General features: G+C 64.7%; 25 protein-coding genes. 22 read left to right on the forward strand and 3 right to left on the reverse strand.

All coding sequences use genetic code 11. The annotated features are described in order from the left end of the window. The first annotated feature begins 176 nt into the window (after positions 1 to 176). A complete protein-coding gene (locus tag IB256_RS16725) occupies positions 177 to 893 on the forward strand; it encodes a carbonic anhydrase (protein ID WP_081518886.1) in 717 nt (238 codons plus the stop codon). A 197-nt stretch (positions 894 to 1,090) separates the two neighbouring features. After that, positions 1,091 to 2,626, forward strand: coding sequence for a SulP family inorganic anion transporter (locus IB256_RS16730; RefSeq protein ID WP_192403334.1), 1,536 nt, complete (start codon positions 1,091 to 1,093; stop codon positions 2,624 to 2,626). Between the two features lie 3 nt (positions 2,627 to 2,629). On the opposite strand, the gene IB256_RS16735 is transcribed toward IB256_RS16730, so the two are convergent. Further along, positions 2,630 to 3,274 (reverse strand): hypothetical protein, encoded by a 645-nt coding sequence (locus IB256_RS16735; RefSeq protein ID WP_081518888.1) that lies wholly within the window; start codon positions 3,272 to 3,274, stop codon positions 2,630 to 2,632. A gap of 417 nt (positions 3,275 to 3,691) precedes the next feature. Here IB256_RS16735 and coxB point away from each other — a divergent pair, with 417 nt between their 5' ends. Genes coxB through IB256_RS16755 form a run of 4 tightly spaced genes read left to right on the forward strand, consistent with a single transcriptional unit; the run spans position 3,692 to position 7,942 of the window. Then, the gene (coxB, locus tag IB256_RS16740; RefSeq protein WP_192294246.1) at positions 3,692 to 4,816 is read left to right on the forward strand and encodes a cytochrome c oxidase subunit II; all 1,125 of its coding nucleotides are present in this window, start codon (positions 3,692 to 3,694) and stop codon (positions 4,814 to 4,816) included. Positions 4,817 to 4,826: 10 nt separating this feature from the next. Further along, entirely contained in the window at positions 4,827 to 6,422 is a 1,596-nt protein-coding gene (ctaD, locus tag IB256_RS16745; RefSeq protein ID WP_081518890.1) for a cytochrome c oxidase subunit I, read from the forward strand. 52 nt (positions 6,423 to 6,474) lie between these two features. Further along, entirely contained in the window at positions 6,475 to 7,032 is a 558-nt protein-coding gene (locus IB256_RS16750; RefSeq protein ID WP_081518891.1) for a cytochrome c oxidase assembly protein, read from the forward strand. A 22-nt stretch (positions 7,033 to 7,054) separates the two neighbouring features. Further along, entirely contained in the window at positions 7,055 to 7,942 is an 888-nt protein-coding gene (locus IB256_RS16755) for a cytochrome c oxidase subunit 3 (protein WP_138213360.1), read from the forward strand. A 39-nt stretch (positions 7,943 to 7,981) separates the two neighbouring features. Here the strand turns inward: IB256_RS16755 and IB256_RS16760 are convergent, their stop codons facing one another. Further along, positions 7,982 to 8,191, reverse strand: a complete 210-nt coding sequence (locus IB256_RS16760; RefSeq protein WP_192403336.1) for a twin transmembrane helix small protein — start codon at positions 8,189 to 8,191, stop codon at positions 7,982 to 7,984. A gap of 44 nt (positions 8,192 to 8,235) precedes the next feature. Between IB256_RS16760 and IB256_RS16765 the strand changes: the two genes are divergently transcribed. The 16 genes from IB256_RS16765 to IB256_RS16840 all read left to right on the forward strand — a co-directional run bounded on the left by IB256_RS16765 (position 8,236) and on the right by IB256_RS16840 (position 21,792). Then, on the forward strand, positions 8,236 to 9,015 hold the full coding sequence (locus tag IB256_RS16765; RefSeq protein ID WP_192294248.1) for an SURF1 family protein: 780 nt from the start codon (positions 8,236 to 8,238) through the stop codon (positions 9,013 to 9,015). Next, a complete protein-coding gene (locus IB256_RS16770) occupies positions 8,993 to 9,556 on the forward strand; it encodes a hypothetical protein (RefSeq protein ID WP_192403338.1) in 564 nt (187 codons plus the stop codon). The genes IB256_RS16765 and IB256_RS16770 overlap by 23 nt, the downstream gene beginning before the upstream one ends. Positions 9,557 to 9,608: 52 nt before the next feature. Then, complete coding sequence (locus IB256_RS16775; protein ID WP_192403340.1) at positions 9,609 to 10,682, forward strand: COX15/CtaA family protein; 1,074 nt, start codon at positions 9,609 to 9,611, stop codon at positions 10,680 to 10,682. 73 nt (positions 10,683 to 10,755) lie between these two features. Next, positions 10,756 to 11,658 (forward strand): heme o synthase, encoded by a 903-nt coding sequence (gene cyoE, locus IB256_RS16780; RefSeq protein ID WP_081518896.1) that lies wholly within the window; start codon positions 10,756 to 10,758, stop codon positions 11,656 to 11,658. 80 nt (positions 11,659 to 11,738) lie between these two features. After that, on the forward strand, positions 11,739 to 12,374 hold the full coding sequence (locus tag IB256_RS16785; RefSeq protein WP_192403342.1) for an SCO family protein: 636 nt from the start codon (positions 11,739 to 11,741) through the stop codon (positions 12,372 to 12,374). Positions 12,375 to 12,988: 614 nt separating this feature from the next. Then, on the forward strand, positions 12,989 to 14,107 hold the full coding sequence (locus IB256_RS16790) for a Re/Si-specific NAD(P)(+) transhydrogenase subunit alpha (RefSeq protein ID WP_192403344.1): 1,119 nt from the start codon (positions 12,989 to 12,991) through the stop codon (positions 14,105 to 14,107). Between the two features lie 62 nt (positions 14,108 to 14,169). Beyond that, entirely contained in the window at positions 14,170 to 14,484 is a 315-nt protein-coding gene (locus IB256_RS16795; protein ID WP_015474896.1) for an NAD(P) transhydrogenase subunit alpha, read from the forward strand. Position 14,485: 1 nt separating this feature from the next. Then, the gene (locus IB256_RS16800; RefSeq protein WP_192403345.1) at positions 14,486 to 15,922 is read left to right on the forward strand and encodes an NAD(P)(+) transhydrogenase (Re/Si-specific) subunit beta; all 1,437 of its coding nucleotides are present in this window, start codon (positions 14,486 to 14,488) and stop codon (positions 15,920 to 15,922) included. Positions 15,923 to 16,109: 187 nt separating this feature from the next. Beyond that, complete coding sequence (locus tag IB256_RS16805; protein ID WP_192403347.1) at positions 16,110 to 17,606, forward strand: acetyl-CoA hydrolase/transferase family protein; 1,497 nt, start codon at positions 16,110 to 16,112, stop codon at positions 17,604 to 17,606. Positions 17,607 to 17,638: 32 nt separating this feature from the next. Beyond that, the gene (locus IB256_RS16810) at positions 17,639 to 17,932 is read left to right on the forward strand and encodes a hypothetical protein (protein ID WP_192403349.1); all 294 of its coding nucleotides are present in this window, start codon (positions 17,639 to 17,641) and stop codon (positions 17,930 to 17,932) included. A 31-nt stretch (positions 17,933 to 17,963) separates the two neighbouring features. Then, positions 17,964 to 18,170: a DUF1127 domain-containing protein gene (locus IB256_RS16815; RefSeq protein ID WP_138213368.1), complete on the forward strand. Its 207-nt coding sequence runs from the start codon at positions 17,964 to 17,966 to the stop codon at positions 18,168 to 18,170. A 280-nt stretch (positions 18,171 to 18,450) separates the two neighbouring features. Further along, the gene (locus tag IB256_RS16820) at positions 18,451 to 18,651 is read left to right on the forward strand and encodes a DUF1127 domain-containing protein (RefSeq protein WP_192294262.1); all 201 of its coding nucleotides are present in this window, start codon (positions 18,451 to 18,453) and stop codon (positions 18,649 to 18,651) included. Positions 18,652 to 18,743: 92 nt separating this feature from the next. Then, positions 18,744 to 19,064, forward strand: a complete 321-nt coding sequence (locus IB256_RS16825) for a DUF2388 domain-containing protein (protein ID WP_081518914.1) — start codon at positions 18,744 to 18,746, stop codon at positions 19,062 to 19,064. A 106-nt stretch (positions 19,065 to 19,170) separates the two neighbouring features. Beyond that, the gene (locus IB256_RS16830) at positions 19,171 to 19,464 is read left to right on the forward strand and encodes a DUF2388 domain-containing protein (RefSeq protein WP_192403351.1); all 294 of its coding nucleotides are present in this window, start codon (positions 19,171 to 19,173) and stop codon (positions 19,462 to 19,464) included. A 37-nt stretch (positions 19,465 to 19,501) separates the two neighbouring features. Beyond that, a complete protein-coding gene (locus IB256_RS16835) occupies positions 19,502 to 19,837 on the forward strand; it encodes a DUF2388 domain-containing protein (protein WP_192294266.1) in 336 nt (111 codons plus the stop codon). Then, positions 19,834 to 21,792, forward strand: a complete 1,959-nt coding sequence (locus IB256_RS16840; protein WP_192403353.1) for a DUF4105 domain-containing protein — start codon at positions 19,834 to 19,836, stop codon at positions 21,790 to 21,792. The genes IB256_RS16835 and IB256_RS16840 overlap by 4 nt, the downstream gene beginning before the upstream one ends. A gap of 130 nt (positions 21,793 to 21,922) precedes the next feature. Here the strand turns inward: IB256_RS16840 and IB256_RS16845 are convergent, their stop codons facing one another. Next, a complete protein-coding gene (locus IB256_RS16845; protein WP_192403354.1) occupies positions 21,923 to 22,324 on the reverse strand; it encodes a GFA family protein in 402 nt (133 codons plus the stop codon). Positions 22,325 to 22,336: the final 12 nt, after the last annotated feature.

The following is a 22,336-nucleotide window of genomic DNA, read 5'->3' on the forward strand; positions in this document are numbered from 1 at the left end:
GCAAAAGCTCATTCCAGAGCGGTTTTTTAATTTTGGTTTAATCTTCTTCGCCTAGGGTTTGAGCACAAGGTGACTAACCGGTCACGACAGATTTTTTCCCACGGCTGTGCCTTTTCTCCCCAGGGAGAGCGTCGGCTGACGTGGGAAAATTCTTCGTCATTCTTCGAGGCTGATACATGAACGATAAAACGCACGGTGAGGATCACGCCCACGAAACGGCTGACGAGGCGCTTCGCCATATCGTCGAGGGCTTTCGCCAGTTCCGTCATGAGGTCTTCCCGCAGCAGGAAGAACTGTTCAAGAAGCTGGCCCACGCGCAGAACCCGCGCGCCATGTTCATCACCTGTGCCGACTCGCGCATCGTCCCCGAGCTGATCACCCAGAGCTCGCCGGGCGACCTGTTCGTCACCCGCAACGTCGGCAACGTGGTGCCGCCGTACGGCCAGATGAACGGCGGCGTGTCCACCGCGATCGAGTTCGCGGTGATGGCCCTGGGCGTGCAGCACATCATCGTCTGCGGCCACTCCGACTGCGGCGCGATGAAAGCGGTGCTGAATCCGCAGAGCCTGGAAAGCATGCCGACGGTGAAGGTGTGGCTACGCCATGCCGAAGTCGCTCGTACCGTGGTCGCGCAGACCTGCGGCTGCGCCACCCAGGAGCACCTGGGCGTGCTCACCGAAGAGAACGTGGTAGCCCAGCTGGACCACCTGAAGACCCACCCGTCCGTGGCCGCCCGCCTGGCTTCCGGCCAGCTGTTCATCCATGGCTGGGTGTATGACATCGAGACCAGCGCCATCAAGGCCTACGACGCCCAGGAAGGTCGTTTCCGCCCCCTCGACGGCGAAGGCCCGACGCCGAGTGCGACCCCGCGCCCGCGCTACTCCCCCCAGTAAACGGCTGATACCGGTACGCTCCCGGGGCGCGGCGGCCCAGCAGAACAAACGCCGCGCCCCTCTTCTGACTTGATCCCTGCCTGAGGCGCGCGCTGCCACCGCGCTCGCCACCCCCCTGAATTGCGCGTGTCGATGCGGTCGAGACCGGCGTCGTGGGCTTTCGCGCGCCCGAAAAATGCTTGAAGGAGAACAGCGCCATGTCGGCCTCCCACTCTGTTCCATCCGGAATTTCCCAGCTACGCCAGGTACTGCCGCGCGATCTGCTCGCGTCGGTGGTGGTGTTCCTCGTCGCCCTGCCGCTGTGCATGGGCATCGCCATCGCTTCGGGCATGCCGCCAGCCAAGGGCCTGGTAACCGGCGTCATCGGTGGCCTGGTGGTCGGTTTTCTAGCCGGTTCGCCCTTGCAGGTCAGCGGTCCGGCGGCGGGCCTTGCGGTGCTGGTCTTTGAGCTGGTCCGTACCCACGGCATGGCCATGCTCGGGCCGATCCTGCTGCTGGCCGGCGCGCTGCAACTGCTGGCGGGCAGGCTGCGCCTGGGCTGCTGGTTCCGCGTGACCTCGCCGGCCGTGGTCTACGGCATGCTCGCGGGCATCGGGATTCTTATCGTGCTGTCGCAGGTCCACGTGATGCTCGACCTCAAGCCGCAGGCGTCCGGGCTGGATAACCTGCTGGCTTTCCCGGCGGCGCTGCTGTCCGGGACCAGCGGCTTCGATGCGGCGCTGCTCGGGCTCGGCACCATGGCCTGCATGGCACTGTGGGACCGCTTCAAGCCCGGCCGGCTGCGCATGCTGCCCGGTGCGCTGATCGGGGTGAGCCTGGCGACGCTGGTGAGCATCGCGCTGCCACTGGATGTGCTGCGGGTGAGCGTGCCGGAGAACCTCGGCGACGCCATCGACTGGGTCCGTCCGAATGACCTCGCGGCGCTGCTCGACCCGACACTCTTGCTGGCCGCCGTGGTGGTGGCCTTCATCGCCAGCGCCGAAACTTTGCTCTCGGCCGCCGCCGTGGACCGCATGCACACTGGCCCTCGCTCGGACATGGACCGCGAGCTGAGCGCCCAGGGCGTGGGCAACATGCTCTGCGGGCTGGTCGGCGCGCTGCCGATGACCGGGGTGATAGTGCGCAGCTCGGCCAACGTGCAGGCCGGCGCGCGCAGCCGAGCCTCGGCGATCTTCCATGGGCTGTGGCTGCTGGGCTTCGTCGTGCTGCTGGGCGGGCTGCTGCGGCAGATCCCCATCGCCAGCCTGGCCGGTGTGCTGGTCTACACCGGGATCAAGCTGGTGGACCTGAAGGCGCTGCGTTCGCTGGGCCGCTATGGACGCATGCCGGTGCTGGTGCATGCGGCGACCGCCCTGGCTATCGTCGCCACCGACCTACTGACCGGTGTGCTGCTGGGCTTCGCGCTGACGGTGCTGAAGCTGGTGTTCAAGGCCGCTCGGCTGAAGATCAACCTGCGCTACGACGACGAGGGCCGCGGTGCCGAGCTGCGTCTGGTCGGCGCGGCGACCTTCCTCAAGGTGCCGGCGCTGTCCCAGGCCCTGCAGTCGGTGAAGCCCGGCACGCACCTGCGTGTGCCGCTGCAGCACCTGAGCTACATCGACCACGCGTGCATGGAATTGCTGGAGGACTGGGGCCGCAGCGCCGCGGCCAGCGGCTGCCGGTTGTCCATTGAAGGCAACGGCCTGCGTCGCCGCGTGGAGGGCCGGCTGCGTGCGCTGCAGAGTGCAGGCTGAGCCTCAGTCGCGACCCAGCTCCAGTTCGACGCCGAACTGCCGCGACAGGCACGGCCACTGCTGCCAGGCCATGACCACCTGCGGGTCATTGAGACTGGCACGGTAGCTGACGGCGGATTCGGCGCTGAAGGTGCTGTCGTCGAGCATGCCGTTGACCGCGTGGTGCACCGCTTCATCCAGCTGGTTGGCGAAGGGTTCGCCGATCAGCTGGTGCGCCACCAGGTTGGCCACGGTGGTGTCCAGCGGGATCAGCGGCTGGTTGAAGTGGGCGATGTAGCGGTCGTTCACCTCTTCCACCAGGCGGTGGGCGAGGTAGGCCTCGTCCAGCAGTGCATCGAGGCCGTCGTGGCCGTCGAGCAGCGCAGGCGGGGTGAGGAAGAACTGTTCGGCAAGCTTGAGCACCGGCTTGATGCGGTCCTCAATGCCGGCCGCGCGGGCCACCGAGTTGGCGGCGTCGAGGAAGTCCGGCACCTGTTCGATGTAGGCGTGGACGAAGCGCGTCAGCGTACCGCTGGGGTCCTCTCCCGTCAGGGCGATGCTCTTGTGCAGGCTTTGCAGTTGGCTCTGGATCAGGCGGGCGAGATGGCCATGGCGGGATTCGAGCAGGTGGGCATTCCGGATCAGCTCACGCAGTGCAGCGGTGTTCATGACAGCTCCAAGACAGCGGGTTTGGAAAGTGAAGAAACACCTTAGCCGCACCCCGGGCGTAGCTAAGACGCGATTGTCATATTCATGAACTGTTTATGCCGACGCGGCATATCAGACGGCCAGCATGGTACTCCAAAGCCGCGCCGTCCGTGGCTTTGAGATCGCACTTCGGTCTTTCAAACACAGTTTTTACTCTGCGTTGTTATGTCGCAACCCGTGGCTATACTCCGCTTCGACACACCGAAAACCTGATGGACCCGGCCTGCCCTGCGTGCTGCCGAGGTACGACGTCAAAGTAAGTTGTCTTGGCGGTCACTCCCTTGGCCGTTGGCTTGTTCAGGCTCGATCCCTCTGGAATGGGGATCGCAGCCAGGGCGCTATGCCGGCGGGATAAAAACAACGATAAGGGGAACCCGAATGCTGCGACATCCACGAGTCTGGATGGGCTTCCTTTTGCTCTTGGCTTTCAGTCAGGCAAACGCCGCCTGGACGGTCAACATGACCCCCGGTGCGACAGAAGTCAGCCGTAACGTTTTCGATCTGCACATGACGATCTTCTGGATCTGCGTGGTCATCGGCATCGTCGTCTTTGGCGCGATGTTCTGGTCGATGATCGTCCACCGCCGGTCCACCGGGCAGCAGCCCGCGCATTTCCACGAGAGCACCACGGTGGAAATCCTCTGGACCGTCATTCCCTTCCTGATCCTGGTGGTGATGGCCGTTCCGGCCACCAAGACGCTGATCCACATGTACGACACCTCGGAGCCCGAGCTGGACGTGCAGGTCACCGGCTACCAGTGGAAGTGGCAGTACAAGTACCTGGGCCAGGACGTGGAGTTCTTCTCCAACCTCGCCACGCCCCAGGACCAGATCCACAACAAGGCCGACAAGGACGAGCACTACCTCCTCGAGGTGGATAACCCGCTGGTGCTGCCGGCCGGGGTCAAGGTGCGCTTCCTGGTCACTTCCAGCGACGTGATCCACTCCTGGTGGGTGCCGGCCTTCGCGGTCAAGCGCGACGCCATTCCCGGCTTCGTCAACGAAGCCTGGACCAAGGTCGACCAGCCCGGCGTCTACCGCGGCCAGTGCGCCGAGCTGTGCGGCAAGGACCACGGCTTCATGCCCATCGTGGTGGACGTGAAGTCCAAGCCTGACTTCGACAAGTGGCTGGCCGAGCGCAAGGAAGAGGCGGTCAAGCTCAAGGAGCTGACCAGCAAGGAATGGACGAAGGAAGAGCTGGTCGCCCGCGGCGACAAGGTCTACCACACCATCTGCGCCGCCTGTCACCAGCCTGAAGGCCAGGGCATGCCGCCGATGTTCCCGGCGCTCAAGGGTTCGAAGATCGTCACCGGGCCCAAGGAGCACCACCTGGAGACCGTGTTCAACGGCGTCCCGGGCACGGCCATGGCGGCCTTCGGCAAGCAGCTCTCGGAAGTCGACATCGCCGCGGTGATCACCTTCGAGCGCAACGCCTGGGGCAACAACGACGGCGACATGGTGACCCCGCAGGACGTGGTCGCCTACAAGCAGAAACAACAATAAGGAGGCCGCGATGAGTACAGTGATCGATCACCCCGACCATTCTCACGCCGGCGACCACCACCACGGCCCTGCCAAGGGCCTGATGCGCTGGGTACTGACCACCAACCACAAGGACATCGGCACGCTGTACCTGTGGTTCAGCTTCTGCGCCTTCCTGCTCGGCGGCTCCTTCGCCATGGTGATCCGCGCCGAACTGTTCCAGCCGGGCCTGCAGATCGTCGAGCCGGCGTTCTTCAACCAGATGACCACCATGCACGGCCTGGTGATGGTCTTCGGTGCGGTGATGCCGGCCTTCGTCGGCCTGGCCAACTGGATGGTTCCGCTGATGATCGGCGCGCCGGACATGGCCCTGCCGCGCATGAACAACTTCAGCTTCTGGCTGCTGCCGGCGGCCTTCGGCCTGCTGGTGAGCACCCTGTTCATGCCCGGTGGCGGCCCGAACTTCGGCTGGACCTTCTACGCGCCGTTGTCGACGACCTTCGCGCCGCACAGCGTGACCTTCTTCATCTTCGCCATCCACCTGATGGGCATGAGTTCGATCATGGGCGCGATCAACGTGATCGCCACCATCCTCAACCTGCGCGCCCCGGGCATGACGCTGATGAAGATGCCGCTGTTCGTCTGGACCTGGCTGATCACCGCCTTCCTGCTGATCGCGGTGATGCCGGTATTGGCGGGTTGCGTGACGATGATGCTGATGGACATCCACTTCGGCACCAGCTTCTTCAGCGCGGCCGGCGGCGGCGACCCGGTGCTGTTCCAGCACGTGTTCTGGTTCTTCGGCCACCCCGAGGTGTACATCATGATCCTGCCGGCGTTCGGCGCCGTCAGCTCGATCATCCCGGCCTTCAGCCGCAAGCCGCTGTTCGGCTACACCTCGATGGTCTACGCCACCGCCTCGATCGCCTTCCTGTCCTTCGTCGTGTGGGCGCACCACATGTTCGTGGTGGGCATCCCGCTGGTGGGCGAGCTGTTCTTCATGTACGCGACCATGCTGATCGCCGTGCCCACCGGGGTGAAGGTGTTCAACTGGGCGTCGACCATGTGGCAGGGCTCGCTGACCTTCGAGACGCCGATGCTGTTCGCCGTGGCCTTCGTCATCCTGTTCACCATCGGTGGCTTCTCCGGGCTGATGCTGGCCATCGCCCCGGCGGACTTCCAGTACCAGGACACCTACTTCGTGGTGGCGCACTTCCACTACGTGCTGGTGCCCGGCGCGATCTTCGGCATCTTCGCCTCGGCCTACTACTGGCTGCCGAAGTGGACCGGCCACATGTACGACGAGACCCTGGGCAAGCTGCACTTCTGGATGAGCTTCATCGGCATGAACCTGGCGTTCTTCCCGATGCACTTCGTCGGGCTTGCCGGCATGCCGCGGCGGATTCCGGACTACAACCTGCAGTTCGCCGACTTCAACATGGTCTCCTCCATCGGCGCCTTCATGTTCGGCACCACGCAGTTGCTGTTCCTGTTCATCGTCATCAAGTGCATCAAGGGCGGCAAGCCGGCACCGGCGAAGCCGTGGGATGGCGCGGAAGGCCTGGAGTGGACCATTCCCTCGCCGGCGCCGTACCACACCTTCAGCACGCCTCCGGAAGTGAAGTGAACCCACAGCGGCGGGAGCGACATCGGCCGTTCCCGCGGTGGAGGAGCAAGCCATGAGCGACGGCAACATCGAAACACGCAAGCTGGTGACCCGGCTGGTCATAGCCGTGGTCGCCATGTTCGCCTTCGGCTTCGCCCTGGTGCCGCTGTACGACGTGATGTGCAAGGCACTGGGCATCAACGGCAAGACCTCCGGCAGCGCCTACCAGGGCGACGGCCAGGTGGTCGATCAGTCGCGCGAGGTGAAGATCCAGTTCGTCGCCAACAACAACATCGACATGGTCTGGGAGTTCCACCCCGAGGCCGAGCAGCTGGTGGTGCATCCCGGCGCGGTGAACCAGATGCTGTTCGTCGCCTACAACCCCACTGACAAGCCGATGACTGCCCAGGCGATCCCGAGCATCGCGCCGTCGGTAGCAGCCACCTACTTCCACAAGACCGAATGCTTCTGCTTCACCCAGCAGGTCCTGCAGCCGGGCGAGCGCATCGAAATGCCGGTGCGCTTCATCGTCGACCGCGACCTGCCCAAGGATGTGCGTCACCTGACGCTTGCTTACACGCTGTTCGACATCACTGCCCGCAAGCCACCCGTGGCCAGTAACGAGCGCTGAAGGGCAAAGGAGAACAAGAGAGATGGCAACCCACGATCCCTATTACGTCCCCGCGCAGAGCAAGTGGCCGATCATCGCCACCATCGGCATGCTGGTGACGATGTTTGGCGTCGGCACCTGGATGAACGACATGAGCGCCGGCAAGGAGCACTCCCACGGCCCGTGGATCTTCTTCGCCGGCGGGCTGATCCTGGCGTACATGCTGTTCGGCTGGTTCGGCAACGTCATCAAGGAAAGCCGCGGCGGGCTCTATAGCCCGCAGATGGACCGCTCGTTCCGCTGGGGCATGAGCTGGTTCATCTTTTCGGAGGTGATGTTCTTCGCCGCCTTCTTCGGCGCGCTGTTCTACGTGCGCCACTTCGTCAACCCATGGCTGGGCGGCGAAGGTCACCATGGCATCTCGCACATGCTCTGGCCGCAGTTCGAAACCGGCTGGCCGCAGCTCAACAACCCGGACAACAAGCTGTTCCCGCCGCCCAAGGAAGTGATCGATCCGTGGAAGCTGCCGCTGATCAACACCCTGCTGCTGGTCACCTCCAGCTTCACCGTGACCTTCGCCCACCATGCACTGAAGAAGAACCATCGCGGCCCGCTGAAGATGTGGCTGGCGGCGACCGTGGCGCTAGGGGCCTGCTTCATCGTGCTGCAGGCCTACGAGTACCACGAGGCCTATAGCGAGCTGGGCCTGACCCTGGGCTCGGGCATCTACGGCGCGACCTTCTTCATGCTCACCGGCTTCCACGGTGCCCACGTGACCATCGGCGCGATCATGCTGAGCATCATGCTGATCCGCATCATTCGGGGGCACTTCGACGCCGACAAACACTTTGGCTTCGAGGCGGCCAGCTGGTACTGGCACTTCGTCGACGTGGTGTGGATCGGGCTGTTCATCTTCGTTTACGTGCTGTGAAGCGCGGTGGCGCGGGCCTTGGCCCGCGCCTTTTTGAGATCAGAAGTGCCAGGGGGCGGAGCTGCCGAGTTGGCCGCTGAAGAAACCCCAGGCGATGAGAGCGACGGTCAGGGCAGTCAGGGTGACACGCACGGTCAGCGCGCTCACCACCCGAGAACCATGGCCCTCGTCCTTGACCAGAAAGAACAGGCCACTGAACAGACTGACGACGGTCGCCAGCAACAACAGAACGATCGCAGCTTTGAGCACTACCGGCCTCCTGTCCGCAGGGGACTGGGGTTGAGGGGGATGTCTTGCAGTATAGCCAGCACGCATCTGAGCACCGGCCCGATCCGGCACAGGAAGGCCGCGCCACACGCGCCTTCCGGCCCGGTATCGCGCCGACCCTGGTGGTCCTCGCACTGCTGCCGGTGCTGATCGGCCTGGGCTTCTGGCAACTGTCGCGCGCCGCCGAAAAACGCACCCTCCTCGCCGCCTCCGAAGTGCAGCGCCAGCAGGACCCGATCAGCATCGCCGAGCTCGAGCGCCAACCGCCGCGCAGCTATGTTCGAGTACGCCTGCAAGGCCAGCTCGACGCCGAGCACACCGCCCTGCTCGACAACCGCACCCGCAACGGCCAGGCCGGCGTCGAGGTGCTGCAGCCCTTCTTCGACCGCGTCGGCCACCAGTGGCTGCTGGTCAATCGCGGCTGGGTGCCCTGGCCCGACCGCCGCGTGCCGCCGAAGATCGATACGCCCAGCCACGACCTGCTGCTGGACGCTTGGACCTACACCCCATTGGCCGCCGGCCAGAGCGCCCCGCTCGCCGGCTGGCCACGCCTGATCACCCAGGTGGACGCCCCGTTCCTGTGGGACCAGCTCGGCCGCGAAGGCAGCCCGCTGGAAATCCGCCTGGAGCCGGGCGACGCCGCCTTCGACACCGACTGGCCGATCGTCGCCATGCCGCCGGAGCGCCACGTCGGCTATGCCGTGCAGTGGTTCGCCCTGGCCATCGCGCTTTCCGCCCTTTACCTCTACCTCGGCATCCGTCGCGCACGGGAGACCTTCGACCATGACCGCCATGACTCTGCCTGACTCCACTGCCCGCCGCCGCGGGCGTGTGCAACTGCTGCTGATCCTCGGCATGGTGCTGGGGCCGATGCTGCTCGCCACCGCCATGTACAAGCTGCAGTTCTGGGTGCCGGACGGCCGCAGCTACCACGGCGACCTGATCGCCACCGGTCAGACCCCGGCCGATCTCGGCGTGCAGGACGACAAGGCCAGCGACCAGTGGCAACTGCTGGTGACCGCACCGGAAACCTGCGCCAGCGACTGTCAGCAACTGGTCTACCTGGCGCGCCAGATCAACATCGGCCTGGGCCGCGAAGCCAGTCGCGCCGAACACGCGCTGGCCTTCGCCAAGCCGCTGCCGGTCGAGTTCACCGGCCTGCTCGACAAGGACTACCCGCGCCTGCAGCGACTGGGCCTGACACCCAACCAGCACACCGGCGCCCAGCCGCAACTGTGGATCGTCGACCCCCATGGCAACCTGGTGCTGCGCTACGACGCCAAGGCCAACGGCAAGTCGATCCTCAAGGACCTGCAGCTGCTGCTGAAGCTTTCGAACATCGGTTAAGCCGGTCGAGACATCGCCAGCCCCACGACAAAAACAAGATCGGGAGCGACGCATGATCCAGGCAAGACGCAAACCCGCCTTCTACCTCGCCGTGCTGGCCACGGCGCTGGCTTTCGTAGTCATCCTGCTGGGCGCCTATACCCGCCTGACCCATGCCGGTCTTGGCTGCCCGGACTGGCCCGGCTGCTATGGCTTCGTCCACGTACCACTGAACGAGGCGCAACTGGCTCACGCCGAAATGCATTTCCCCGACTCGCCGGTGGAGGCACAGAAGGGCTGGAACGAGATGATCCACCGCTATTTCGCCGGGAGCCTCGGCCTGCTGATTCTCGGGCTGGCGGTGCACGCACTGCTGCGTCGGGGCCGTGACGGCCAACCGATGCGCCTGCCGCTGCTGCTGCTCGCGGTAGTGATCGCCCAGGCGGCATTCGGCATGTGGACCGTCACCCTCAAGCTCTGGCCACAGGTGGTCACCGCACACCTGCTGGGCGGCTTCACCACGCTGTCGCTGCTGTTCCTGCTCAGTCTGCGCCTGTCCGGCGCCTTCGCCCCGCTGCAGTTGCCGTCGAAGCTACGCGCGCTGGCAGCCCTGGCCCTGCTGATGGTGATCGGGCAGATCGCCCTCGGCGGCTGGGTCAGCAGCAACTACGCAGCAGTGGCCTGCATCGACCTGCCGATGTGCCACGGCGAGTGGTGGCCGAACATGGACTTCGCCAACGGCTTCCACCTCACCCAGCACATCGGCCCGAACTACCTCGGCGGCCAGCTCGACAGCGACGCCCGCACGGCCATCCACATGACCCACCGCATGGGCGCTCTGTGCGTGACCGCGGTGATCCTGCTGCTGGCCTGGAACCTCCAGCGCCACGGCCTGATCGGCATTACCGCACTGATGCTGCTGGGGCTGTCCCTGCAGATCGGCCTGGGCATCAGCAACGTGCTGCTGCACCTGCCGCTGCCGGTAGCGGTGGCGCACAACGGCGGCGGCGCGTTCCTGCTGCTGATGCTGGTACTGGTGAATTACCGGGTGCGCGCGCCCGCAGCGAAAAACGTCGAGCTGCCTGCCAGCAGCCCGATCACCCTGGACGCCCTGGAGCGCCCGGTGGCGTATCCCTCGCAGGGGTGACCTTGCACGGTTGAGCACGAAGGCCGGCGCCACGGCGTGCCGGCCCCCTATGAAGAAGTCAGGAGAAATGCCCATGGCCAGCGTCATCAGCACTTCCAGCCAAGCCAGCTGGCGCGACCTGCTCGAACTGACCAAGCCCAAGGTGGTCCTGCTCATGCTGATCACCTCGCTGATCGGCATGCTGCTCGCCACCAAGGCCGGCGTGCCCTGGCAGGTGCTGGTCTTCGGCAACCTCGGTATCGGCCTGTGCGCCGGCGGCGCGGCAGCAGTGAACCACGTGGTGGACCGGCGCATCGACTCGATCATGGCGCGCACCCACAAGCGCCCGCTGGCCGAAGGACGCGTCTCGCCGCCCATCGCGCTGGGCTTCGCCATGTTGCTGTCGGTAGCCGGGATGGCGGTGCTGCTGGTGTTCACCAATGAATTGACGGCCTGGCTGACGCTGGCTTCGCTGCTGGGCTACGCGGCGCTCTACACCGGCTTTCTCAAGCGCGCCACGCCGCAGAACATCGTCATCGGCGGTCTCGCCGGCGCTGCCCCGCCACTGCTGGGCTGGGTCGCGGTGACCGGGCAGATTTCCGCCGAACCGCTGCTGCTGGTGCTGATCATCTTCGCCTGGACCCCGCCGCACTTCTGGGCCCTGTGCCTGCACCGCAAGGACGAATACGCCAAGGCCGACATCCCGATGCTGCCGGTGACCCACGGCGAGCACTACACCAAGCTGCACATCCTGCTCTACACCCTGGTGCTGTTCGCCGTGACGCTGATGCCCTTCGCCATCCACATGGCCGGGCTGGTCTACCTGCTCGCCGCGCTGGCCCTGGGCGCGCGCTTCCTCGACTGGGCCTGGGCGCTCTACTGCGGCAGCCGACCCCATGCGGCGATCAAGACCTTCAAGTACTCTATCGCCTACCTGTTCCTGCTGTTCATCGCGCTGCTGGTGGACCACTACCTGCCGCTGCACCTGAACTACTGAGGCCGGTTCGCGGGCTCGCTCCAAAGGGGCGGCCCCGCGAACCCGGCACTCACCCAGACGTCCCGACCCACGAGAACCCCATGTCCCGAGTCAACAAGACCGTCTTCATCCTCGTCGCCATCGTCGCCCTGATCCTCGGCCTCACCGTCCAGAAGGTGCTCAACCAGCGCCACCAGCTCGACCCGACCGTGCTTCTCGACGCCGGCATCGTGATCCTGCCGCAGACCCGCAGCGTCCCCGACCTCGCCTTCACCGACCAGGACGGCCAGCCGTTCCAGACCGCCAGCCTGAAGGGCAAGTGGTCCCTGCTGTTTTTCGGCTACACCTTCTGCCCGGACGTCTGCCCCACCACCCTGGCACAACTGCGCGAGCTGCAGAGCAAGCTGCCGCCGGAAGTGGCGAAGAACCTGCAGGTGGTGTTCGTCAGCGTCGACCCGCACCGCGATACCGCGCCGCGCATCAAGGAATACCTCGGCTTCTTCAATGCCGGCTTCAAGGGCATCACCGGCTCGGAAGAGAACGTGCAGAAGCTGGCCAACGCCATGAGCATCCCCTACATCCCGGCCGACACCAGCAAGCCCAACTACACCGTCGACCACAGCGGCAACCTGGTCATCATCGGCCCGGACAACACCCAGCACGGCTTCATCCGCGCCCCGCTGCACAACGACAAGCTGGTCGCCCAGCTTCCCGGCATAGTCGGCGCCAGCCACTGACCCGCGACACCGTGTCTCACCCCCAGCGGCCACCCTATAAGGGTGGCCGTTGTTTTTTCCGTGTCATTCCCGCTTTCCGCGGACAAATCCGGACTTTCTGCTAAACCTCTTCTCAGGGCTCTGGCGCGGTGTAACACGCGGCCTTGAAGCTTCCTGGCGAAATTCCTGACCCCGTAGTCAATGTAAAAAATCTGCTACAGGAAATCAGGCATCAGGAATGACTCATACTCCATATTAGAAACATTAATTAACACCTATGCCTGAGCCTGTTGCAGGATTACCGGGCCTTTCGGTGGGCATGGGAAGCCTCTGATGGGGGGGCATTCACGGCGAGGATGACATTTCCGTCCGGTCACAATAGGCAATTAGGCTAAACACCAGGGCCCACGCGGCCTCGGTGGCGACCGGAAAACTATGGGTCCAAACGTGACTTGTAGTTATCGCTTCGTACCACTCCAGAACTTCTTGATGCCCTCCAGGTTCGATTGCACAATGCCGCGGCCACCGGGTCACAGCCCGGTCACAGAACAAGAATTAGACCGTTGCCAGTTAGATAACCCGGGTCGCCAACGTAGTAGCCCGGACAATCCCAGGATCACGCAGGAGATTTGCAAGTGCAGATCGGTGTACCCCTCGAGACCCAAGCCGGTGAGACGCGGGTCGCAGCAACGCCGGAGACGGTCAAGAAACTGATCGGGCAGGGCCATCAGGTCGTCATTCAGAGCGGTGCAGGCGTCAGCGCCAGCCAGCCGGATGCCGCCTATGAAGCCGTTGGCGCGAAGATCGGCACTGCCGCCGATGCCTACGGCTCGGAGCTTGTGCTGAAGGTTGTCGCGCCCAGCGAAAGCGAGCTGGCGCAGATGAAGCCGGGTACCGTGCTGATCGGCATGCTCAACCCGTTCAACAACGAGAACATCGCCCGCATGGCCGAACGCGGTGTCACCGCCTTCGCCCTCGAGGCCGCGCCGCGTACTTCCCGCGCGCAGAGCCTGGACGTGCTCTCTTCCCAGGCCAACATCGCCGGCTATAAGGCCGTGTTGCTCGCTGCCCACCACTACCCGCGCTTCATGCCCATGCTGATGACCGCCGCCGGCACCGTTAAGGCCGCCCGCGTGCTGATCCTCGGCGCCGGCGTTGCCGGCCTTCAGGCCATCGCCACGGCCAAACGCCTGGGTGCGGTGATCGAAGCGTCGGACGTGCGCCCGGCGGTGAAGGAGCAGATCGAGTCCCTGGGCGCCAAGTTCGTCGACGTGCCTTACGAGACCGATGAAGAGCGCGAGTGCGCCGAAGGCGTCGGCGGTTACGCCCGCCCGATGCCAGCCTCGTGGATGGAGCGCCAGGCCAAGGCCGTGCACGAGCGCGCCAAGCAGTCGGACATCGTCATCACCACCGCACTGATTCCGGGCCGCAAGGCACCGACCCTGCTGCATGAAGCGACCGTCGCCGAAATGAAGCCGGGCTCGGTGGTCATCGACCTCGCGGCATCCCAGGGCGGCAACTGCCCGCTGACCGAGGCCGACCAGGTCGTGGTCAAGCACGGCGTGACCATCGTTGGCCTGAGCAACCTGGCCGCGCTGGTGCCGGCAGACGCCTCCGCACTCTATGCACGCAACCTGCTCGACTTCCTCAAGCTCACCCTGACTGCCGAAGGCTTCACGGTGAACATGGAAGACGACATCGTCGCCGCGTGCCTGATGTGCCGTGATGGCCAGATCGTGCGCAAGAACGGCTGAAGCCCTTCTTATATAAGAACGCGCCGGACCCCGCGTCCGGCCCTGAAGACCGGTGAGAAACTATGGAAGACATGCTGATCTCCCACGGCATCTACAACCTGATCATCTTCGTGCTGGCGATCTACGTCGGCTACCACGTGGTCTGGAACGTCACCCCTGCCCTGCACACCCCGCTGATGGCAGTGACCAACGCCATCTCGGCCATCGTGATCGTCGGCGCCATGCTGGCCGCCGCCCTGACCGTCACCCCGCTGGGCAAAGCCATGGGCACCCTGGCCGTGGCCCTGGCTGCAGTGAATGTGTTCGGTGGCTTCCTGGTCACCCGCCGCATGCTGGAAATGTTCAAGAAGAAAGCGCCGAAGGCGGAGAAGCACTGACATGAGCATGAACCTCGTCACCCTGCTCTACCTCATCGCCTCGGTCTGCTTCATCCAGGCCCTGAAAGGCCTGTCGCACCCGACCACGTCGCGCCGCGGCAACCTGTTCGGCATGATCGGCATGGCCATCGCCGCGCTGACCACCGTAGCCCTGGTGTTCAAGATCAGCAGCGAGATCGCCACTACCGGCATCGTCTACGTGATCATCGGCCTGCTGGTCGGCGGCACCGCCGGTTCGATCATGGCCAAGCGCGTCGAGATGACCAAGATGCCGGAACTGGTCGCCTTCATGCACAGCATGATCGGCCTGGCCGCCGTGTTCATCGCCATCGCCGCCGTGGTCGAGCCGCAGTCGCTGGGCATCGTGCAGAACCTGGGCGACACCATCCCGACCGGTAACCGCCTGGAGCTGTTCCTCGGCGCGGCCATCGGCGCCATCACCTTCTCCGGTTCGGTGATCGCCTTCGGCAAGCTGTCGGGCAAGTACAAGTTCCGCCTGTTCCAGGGCGCCCCGGTGCAGTTCACCGGCCAGCACATGCTCAACCTGGCGCTGGGCCTGACCACCCTGGGTCTCGGCCTGCTGTTCATGTTCACCGGTAACCTCACCGCCTTCGTCGTGATGCTGGCCCTGGCCTTCATCCTCGGCGTGCTGATCATCATCCCGATCGGCGGCGCCGACATGCCGGTCGTCGTGTCGATGCTGAACTCCTACTCCGGCTGGGCCGCGGCAGGTATCGGCTTCTCGCTGAACAACTCGATGCTGATCATCGCCGGTTCCCTGGTGGGCTCCTCGGGCGCGATCCTCTCCTACATCATGTGCAAGGCGATGAACCGCTCGTTCTTCAACGTCATCCTCGGTGGCTTCGGCGCCGAAGCGGACGCTGGCGGTCCGGCAGGTGCGAAAGAAGCCCGCCCGGTGAAATCCGGCTCGGCCGACGACGCCTCCTTCCTGCTGACCAACGCCGACAGCGTGATCATCGTCCCCGGCTATGGCCTGGCGGTGGCCCGTGCCCAGCACGCGCTGATGGAACTGGCCGAGAAGCTGACCCATCGCGGCGTCAACGTGAAGTTCGCCATCCACCCGGTTGCCGGCCGTATGCCGGGCCACATGAACGTCCTGCTGGCCGAGGCCGAAGTGCCTTACGAGCAGGTGTTCGAGATGGAAGACATCAACTCCGAGTTCGGCCAGACCGACGTGGTGCTGGTACTGGGCGCCAACGACGTGGTGAACCCGGCCGCGAAGAACGATCCGAAGTCGCCGATCGCCGGCATGCCGATCCTCGAGGCCTACAAAGCCAAGACCGTGATCGTCAACAAGCGCTCGATGGCCAGCGGCTACGCCGGCCTGGACAACGAACTGTTCTACCTGGACAAGACCATGATGGTCTTCGGCGACGCCAAGAAAGTCATCGAAGACATGGTCAAGGCCGTCGAGTAAGACGACCATCGATCCACAAGACACCGGCCTCGCGCCGGTGTCTTGCTTTCCGGCAAAGGGAAATGTCCTGAACTTTGGTAGTAAGAAGGCAACCGGCCGGGCGATTTTTCGACCTTGGTATAAGAGCCAAAAATCGCCGAGTCCCTAGACTGGCGGCCTCGCACTTCCTACTGCCCGAGGTTTTCCCATGTTCCGTGATCGCGTGCGTATGTCCTCCCTGTTGGACAAGGTGATGACTGCCGACCAGGCCGCGGCCCTTATCAAGGACGGCATGACCGTCGGCATGAGCGGTTTCACCCGCGCCGGCGAAGCCAAAGCCGTACCCAAGGCCCTCGCCGAGCGCGCCAAGCAGGAGCCGCTGCGCATCAGCCTGATGACCGGCGCCAGCCTGGGCAACGACCTCGACAAGCAGCTCACCGAAGCCGGCGTGCTGGCCCGTCGCATGCCCTTCCAGGTGGACAGCACCCTGCGCAAGGCGATCAACGCCGGCGACGTGATGTTCATCGACCAGCACCTCTCCGAAACCGTTGAGCAGCTGCGCAACCACCAGCTCAAGCTGCCGGACATCGCTGTCATCGAAGCCGTCGCCATCACCGAGGAAGGCCACATCGTGCCGACTACCTCGGTGGGCAACTCGGCCAGCTTCGCGATCTTCGCCAAGCAAGTGATCGTCGAGATCAACGTCGCGCACAACACCAACCTGGAAGGCCTGCACGACATCTATATCCCAACCTACCGCCCGACCCGCACACCGATCCCGCTGACCAAGGTCGACGACCGCATCGGCAGCACCGCCATCCCGATCCCGGCGGAAAAGATTGTCGCCATCGTCGTCAACGACCAGGCGGACTCGCCGTCCACCGTGCTGCCGCCGGACGACGAAACCCAGGGTATCGCCAACCACCTGATCGACTTCTTCAAGCGTGAAGTGGACGCTGGCCGCATGAGCAACAGCCTCGGCCCGCTGCAGGCCGGCATCGGCAGCATCGCCAACGCGGTGATGTGCGGCCTGATCGAGTCGCCCTTCGAGAACCTGACCATGTACTCCGAAGTACTGCAGGACTCGACCTTCGACCTGATCGACGCCGGCAAGCTGCGCTTCGCCTCGGGCAGCTCCATCACCCTGTCGACCCGCCGCAACGCCGACGTGTTCGGCAACCTGGAGCGCTACAAGGACAAGCTGGTGCTGCGCCCGCAGGAAATCTCCAACCACCCCGAAGTGGTTCGTCGCTTAGGCATCATCGGCATCAACACCGCGCTGGAATTCGACATCTACGGCAACGTGAACTCCACCCACGTGGGCGGCACGAAGATGATGAACGGCATCGGCGGCTCGGGTGACTTCGCCCGCAACGCGCACCTGGCCATCTTCGTCACCAAGTCCATCGCCAAGGGCGGCAACATCTCCAGCGTGGTGCCGATGGTCAGCCACGTCGACCACACCGAGCACGACGTGGACATCCTCGTCACCGAAGTCGGCCTGGCCGACCTGCGTGGCCTGGCACCGCGCGAGCGTGCGCGGGTGATCATCGACAACTGTGTGCACCCGTCCTACCGAGACGCCCTGAACAGTTACTTCGATACCGCCTGCGAGCGCGGCGGCCATACCCCGCACATCCTGCGCGAGGCCCTGGAGTGGCATATCAATCTGGAAGAACGCGGCCACATGCTGGCGGCGAGCTGATTCCAGACGCTTTGCGGGTCATTCAGCAATGAATGGCCCGCAAGGGTTTACAGCCGGAAAAAAACCACGTAAAAACACTCCTGAACAGATTTTTATCCCGCACCAACTGTTCAGCTTCCCCCGCCGCCAACCTGGCCGGCACCTGCAAAAAGCCTCAGACGCCCACCAATTGCGCACCAGAATGGAGCGCAACGGTACAGTTCGCCCCGAAAAAGACCATTACAGTTCAAAATTACAATCGGCTGACCAGCCACAATACAGTTGAACTGTACCTGTCATCTCTGACTGAAAAGTCAGATCATATGCTCAATCCATTCAGCAACTGACTACTCGCCACAAGCGAGAAGGATGACCACCATGGAACGTACCCTCGGTTCCGCAGCTCTGAGCACTACCCGTAGCACCTCCAGCGCCCATCGTGGCTTCGTCGGCACCGTTCGCCTGTGGCAGCGCCGCATGGAAAGCCGCCGTCAGCTGGCTCGCCTGGACTCCCGCCTGCTGGCCGACGCCGGTATCAGCGAAGCCCAGCGTTACGCCGAACTGAACAAGCCGTTCTGGCGCTGATTCAACAGTACAACTGAGCCACACTCTCCAGGCTCGCCGCAACTGTACTGGTAGTTTGCCTGAGGCCGCTCATCTGGAGCGGCCCGTGGCATTCTGGAAGCCGCTTTTTCCGCACCACCTCCCCTCGCTGATCACAGAACAGCCAGCTTCAGCCACGGCGGTACAGTTCTGAATTTCCCCTCGCTGTACTCCTGCAATAACCCCTCGCTGCCTCTGATGCGCCATCTCGACCAGTGCGAGCCTGTATTGACCAACCATCACGGTTACGAGGAGGTCTGCCATGGAACGCGCACTGTCATCCGAACTGCCCACTCCGCCGCCCGCGCTGCTGCTGCGTCGTCTACCAGCCTTGCTTGGTGAATGGCTGCGCAATGCGCGAACCCGCCGCCAGCTCGCCGAACTCACCAGCCTCCAGTTGGCGGATATCGGCATCAGCCCCAGCGAACGTGTGCGAGAAATCTCGAAACCATTCTGGCGCTGAATGCTGGTGACGCCGGTCAGTCTTGGCTAGTCTGAGCACAGTTAGAGTGGCCGCCCCGGCCACCTTTGCTTGGTCTTATCCGGAGCCACTCCATGAAGAACAGCCTTCGCCTGATCGCCGCTGCCGCCCTGATCGGCTGCGCCACCGGCGCCTACGCCACCAGCTTCGTCTACACCACCGACCTGTCGGTGCGTGCCACCGGCGCCACCTCTGATGGCACCTCGGACCTGAGCAACTCCTTCAAGGACGACAAGATCGTCCTCGAAGCCCGTGACGACGCGGCCACCTTTGTCGCCAGCCAGGGGCAGATCCGCGGCGCGCACCTGGAAGCCGCCCTCGCCCACATCCGCAGCAAGCTGCCGACCCTGGCCGCCAATGACCAGCAACTGGCCCAGGCCATCCTGACCATCTGATCGGCTGAACCCTCCGCGCCGGGCGCTCCGCCCGGCGCTCTGCGCTGGCTCTCCCACGCGCATTCCGTTAGCCTTGGCGGCCGTGCTTTCCCGATCGCCCAAGCCCATGCGTACCCTGCTGTTCCTGCTGCCACTACTGACCTGTTCCCTGCCCGCCCAGGCGTTCGACCAGACGACTCAGTTCCCGGTGGGGACCAGCTACATCACCAGCCAGGTCACCAGCGCGCCGTTCGACAACAAGCTGCTGCGCGGTGCCCGTGATGACGCGGCCCAGTTCGTTGCCACGGATGGCGCTGTCAGAGGCGCACGCCTGGAAGCTGCGCTGCACTGGCTGCGGCAGAAATACCCGGCGCTGGCGGCAAACGATCGGGAACTGGCCGAAGCCATTCTTGCCAAATAAGTCGTGAGCAGCTCCCGCTGCCCTTTCGGAGACATCCATGCGCCTCAGCTCGCTTTCCAAGAGCCCCCTGATCCTCGGCCTCCTGCTTGCCGCCTGCGCCTCCACCGCCCAGGCCCAATCGGTGATCCGCGTGTTCAACATCACCACCAACGCCTTCGCCCGCAGCATCGACTTCACCTCGGACACCACCACCTCCGTGCGTGACATGAAAGTCGTCCGCGAAGCCCGTGACGATGCCGCCAGCTACGTTGGCAGCGACGGCGCGATCCGTGGTGCGCAACTGGAAGCCGCGTTCAAGGTACTGCGTGAGCAGGTGCCGCAGGCTCGCGAAGCCTCCGACCAGGACCTGGCCGAAGCCATCCTCGCTCTGTGAGACTCCGGGCTGGCCGCTGGCTGGCGGCCCTGGCACTGATCGTCGCCGCCAGCAGCCACGCCTCGCTCCGCCTGGAGCTGGACGCCGACGGCCTGAATGCCGCCCAGCGCCAGGCCAGCCAGCAACTGCTGGACGAAGCTCTGCACACCCTGCCGGACAGCTTCGTGCAGCGCCTGGACCGCAGCGTCCAGGTGCAGTGGCGCGACGACCTGCCCAGCAATGGCATGGGCCGCACCCTGCGCCCCGGCGCCATCGCCCTGAATACCCACTATCTGGGCCCGCTCACCGACGGCAGCGCGGCCACCAAGCAGACCGGCCGCACCCACGGCACCCTGCGCCGCGAACTACTGGCCACCCTGCTCCATGAGCTGACCCACCTCTACGACCGCGCGCGCCTCTGGGATGCCGACGAAGGCCGGGTGATCCGCCGCTGCACGATGCGCGACAAAAGCCTCGGCCGCGTCGGCGCACCGGACGACTGCCGTGGCCAGACCGGCCGCCGCTTCAGCCTCTCGGACGACCCGCGCCTGCTCGACCTCGCCGGCTGGCCGCAATACGCCGGCAAGCATGGCGAGCGCGAACAGCACAACCGCTTCCTGCTGCGCAGTCCGGACCGCTACGAGCTGACCAACCCGCGCGAGTACGTCGCGGTGAACATGGAGTACTTCCTCCTCGACCGCAGCTTCGCCTGCCGCCGACCGGCGCTGTACCGCTACTACGCGGAACGCTTCGGCGAGCGCCCGCACGACGAATGCTCGACCCGGTATGCCTACCTCAACGCCGGCCGCGACTTCGGCCGCCAGCCGCTGGGGTATCTCGATCCGGAGCGCGTCTACGAGGTCGACTACCTGATCGCCGAGGCCAATACCGAGATCGCCAGCCGCTGGGGCCACACTATGCTGCGCCTGGTGGTCTGCGCACCGGGGCGCCCGCGCGGCCCGGCCTGCCGTCTGGATCTGGACCAGCACCTGGTGCTGTCCTACCGCGCCTTCGTCGGCGACCTGCAGCTCTCCAGCTGGGATGGGCTGACCGGCGCCTACCCCTCGCGCCTGTTCGTGCTGCCGCTGTCTCAGGTGATCGAGGAATACACCAAGGTCGAACTGCGCAGCCTCGCCTCGATTCCGCTCAAGCTCAACCGCGACGAGGTCGCCAGCCTGGTGGAGCGATCGGCGCAGAGCCACTGGAGCTACGATGGCAACTACTACTTCCTGTCCAACAACTGCGCGGTGGAGACGCTCAAGCTGCTGCGCAGCGGCATCCAGCGCCAGAGCCTGCAGACCATGGACAGCATCACGCCCTACGGCGTGCTCGGCCTGCTGGAGAACAAGGGCATCGCCGACGCCAGCGTGCTGGACGATCCCAAGGAAGCGCTGCGCCTGGGCTACCGATTCGACTCCTTCCGCGACCGCTACCAGGCCATGTTCGATGTGCTGAAGCAGCGCATGAACGTCCCGCAGGACAAGGTCGAGGACTGGCTCGCCCTGCCCGCCGTCGAGCGCCGCCCATGGTTCGACAAGGCCGACCTGCGCTCCAGCGCCGCCCTGCTGCTGCTCGAACAGGCCTCGCTGCGCCGCCAGCTGCTGCTGGCCCAGGACGAGCTCAAGCGCCTGTACCTGAGCAACCCGGACGCCATGCAGAGCAAGCCGGACCTCGCCGCGGCCGGCAAGACACTGCAGCAGATCCTCGACGACAGCGGCTTCCTCAGCCGCCCGGCCGAGCTGCTCGACGGCGGCTACGGCCTGCCCCAGGCGCCGGAGACGGCAACCCTGGAGAAACAGACGCAGCAGCGCCAGCAGCGCCTGCGCCAGCTCAGCGACAACCTCGACCGTGAAGTGCGCGCCCTGCTCACCCCGGAGCGCCGCGACGAGCTGGCGGCGCTGGAAGCCAACACCAAGCAGATCGGCGCGCACCTGCGCGAGCTGCACAAGGCATCGGGCGGACTGGAGCTGCCCTGATACTCCGTTACTGACCTCGCAGGATGGCGTGGAGCGCAGTGATACCCATCGTTTGCGGCTCAGGGGCAGCATGGGTATCGCTGCGCTCCACCCATCCTACGAATCCCCACCTTGGCTCCTTCACGGAGCGCTAAAGCTTCTCTTCCCACTCCTCTTCCAGCTGCTCGTCCAGGTGTATCCAGGGCAGCCGGCTCTTCACCCAGATATGCCGGTCCGGCACCACTGTCGTCACTTCATCCAGCGTCGCCGTCGTCAGGTCGAGAGTCTCCGGCGCCTGATCGGTGAACAACGCCAGCTGCGCGCCGCAACGGCTGCAGAAGTAGCGGATGCAGGACGCCGAGGAGCGATACTCGGCCGGCGTCCCGAGGGTCCAGCGGAAGCTGCCCAGAGGCACCGTGGCCCAGGTGGTGACGATACCGCCGGTGGTGCGCCGGCAGATCGAGCAATGGCAATGGGCGACGTCCGTCAACGCGGCATCGCACTCATAGCGCAGCTGGCCGCAATGGCAGCCGCCGGCATGTACAGCCTTCATCAGTGAGTCTCC

Source organism: Pseudomonas sp. PDM17, assembly GCF_014851985.1.
In the GTDB taxonomy this organism is placed as follows: Bacteria; Pseudomonadota; Gammaproteobacteria; order Pseudomonadales; family Pseudomonadaceae; genus Pseudomonas.

Excerpts from the sequence above, each read along its gene's own strand:
- IB256_RS16725 (WP_081518886.1), top strand. The coding sequence starts at position 177 with ATGAACGATAAAACGCACGGTGAGGATCACGCCCACGAAACGGCTGAC.
- IB256_RS16730 (WP_192403334.1), top strand. The coding sequence starts at position 1,091 with ATGTCGGCCTCCCACTCTGTTCCATCCGGAATTTCCCAGCTACGCCAG.
- IB256_RS16735 (WP_081518888.1), bottom strand. The coding sequence starts at position 3,274 with ATGAACACCGCTGCACTGCGTGAGCTGATCCGGAATGCCCACCTGCTC.
- coxB (WP_192294246.1), top strand. The coding sequence starts at position 3,692 with ATGCTGCGACATCCACGAGTCTGGATGGGCTTCCTTTTGCTCTTGGCT.
- ctaD (WP_081518890.1), top strand. The coding sequence starts at position 4,827 with ATGAGTACAGTGATCGATCACCCCGACCATTCTCACGCCGGCGACCAC.
- IB256_RS16750 (WP_081518891.1), top strand. The coding sequence starts at position 6,475 with ATGAGCGACGGCAACATCGAAACACGCAAGCTGGTGACCCGGCTGGTC.
- IB256_RS16755 (WP_138213360.1), top strand. The coding sequence starts at position 7,055 with ATGGCAACCCACGATCCCTATTACGTCCCCGCGCAGAGCAAGTGGCCG.
- IB256_RS16770 (WP_192403338.1), top strand. The coding sequence starts at position 8,993 with ATGACCGCCATGACTCTGCCTGACTCCACTGCCCGCCGCCGCGGGCGT.
- IB256_RS16775 (WP_192403340.1), top strand. The coding sequence starts at position 9,609 with ATGATCCAGGCAAGACGCAAACCCGCCTTCTACCTCGCCGTGCTGGCC.
- cyoE (WP_081518896.1), top strand. The coding sequence starts at position 10,756 with ATGGCCAGCGTCATCAGCACTTCCAGCCAAGCCAGCTGGCGCGACCTG.
- IB256_RS16785 (WP_192403342.1), top strand. The coding sequence starts at position 11,739 with ATGTCCCGAGTCAACAAGACCGTCTTCATCCTCGTCGCCATCGTCGCC.
- IB256_RS16795 (WP_015474896.1), top strand. The coding sequence starts at position 14,170 with ATGGAAGACATGCTGATCTCCCACGGCATCTACAACCTGATCATCTTC.
- IB256_RS16800 (WP_192403345.1), top strand. The coding sequence starts at position 14,486 with ATGAGCATGAACCTCGTCACCCTGCTCTACCTCATCGCCTCGGTCTGC.
- IB256_RS16805 (WP_192403347.1), top strand. The coding sequence starts at position 16,110 with ATGTTCCGTGATCGCGTGCGTATGTCCTCCCTGTTGGACAAGGTGATG.
- IB256_RS16810 (WP_192403349.1), top strand. The coding sequence starts at position 17,639 with ATGGCCCGCAAGGGTTTACAGCCGGAAAAAAACCACGTAAAAACACTC.
- IB256_RS16815 (WP_138213368.1), top strand. The coding sequence starts at position 17,964 with ATGGAACGTACCCTCGGTTCCGCAGCTCTGAGCACTACCCGTAGCACC.
- IB256_RS16820 (WP_192294262.1), top strand. The coding sequence starts at position 18,451 with ATGGAACGCGCACTGTCATCCGAACTGCCCACTCCGCCGCCCGCGCTG.
- IB256_RS16825 (WP_081518914.1), top strand. The coding sequence starts at position 18,744 with ATGAAGAACAGCCTTCGCCTGATCGCCGCTGCCGCCCTGATCGGCTGC.
- IB256_RS16830 (WP_192403351.1), top strand. The coding sequence starts at position 19,171 with ATGCGTACCCTGCTGTTCCTGCTGCCACTACTGACCTGTTCCCTGCCC.
- IB256_RS16835 (WP_192294266.1), top strand. The coding sequence starts at position 19,502 with ATGCGCCTCAGCTCGCTTTCCAAGAGCCCCCTGATCCTCGGCCTCCTG.
- IB256_RS16845 (WP_192403354.1), bottom strand. The coding sequence starts at position 22,324 with ATGAAGGCTGTACATGCCGGCGGCTGCCATTGCGGCCAGCTGCGCTAT.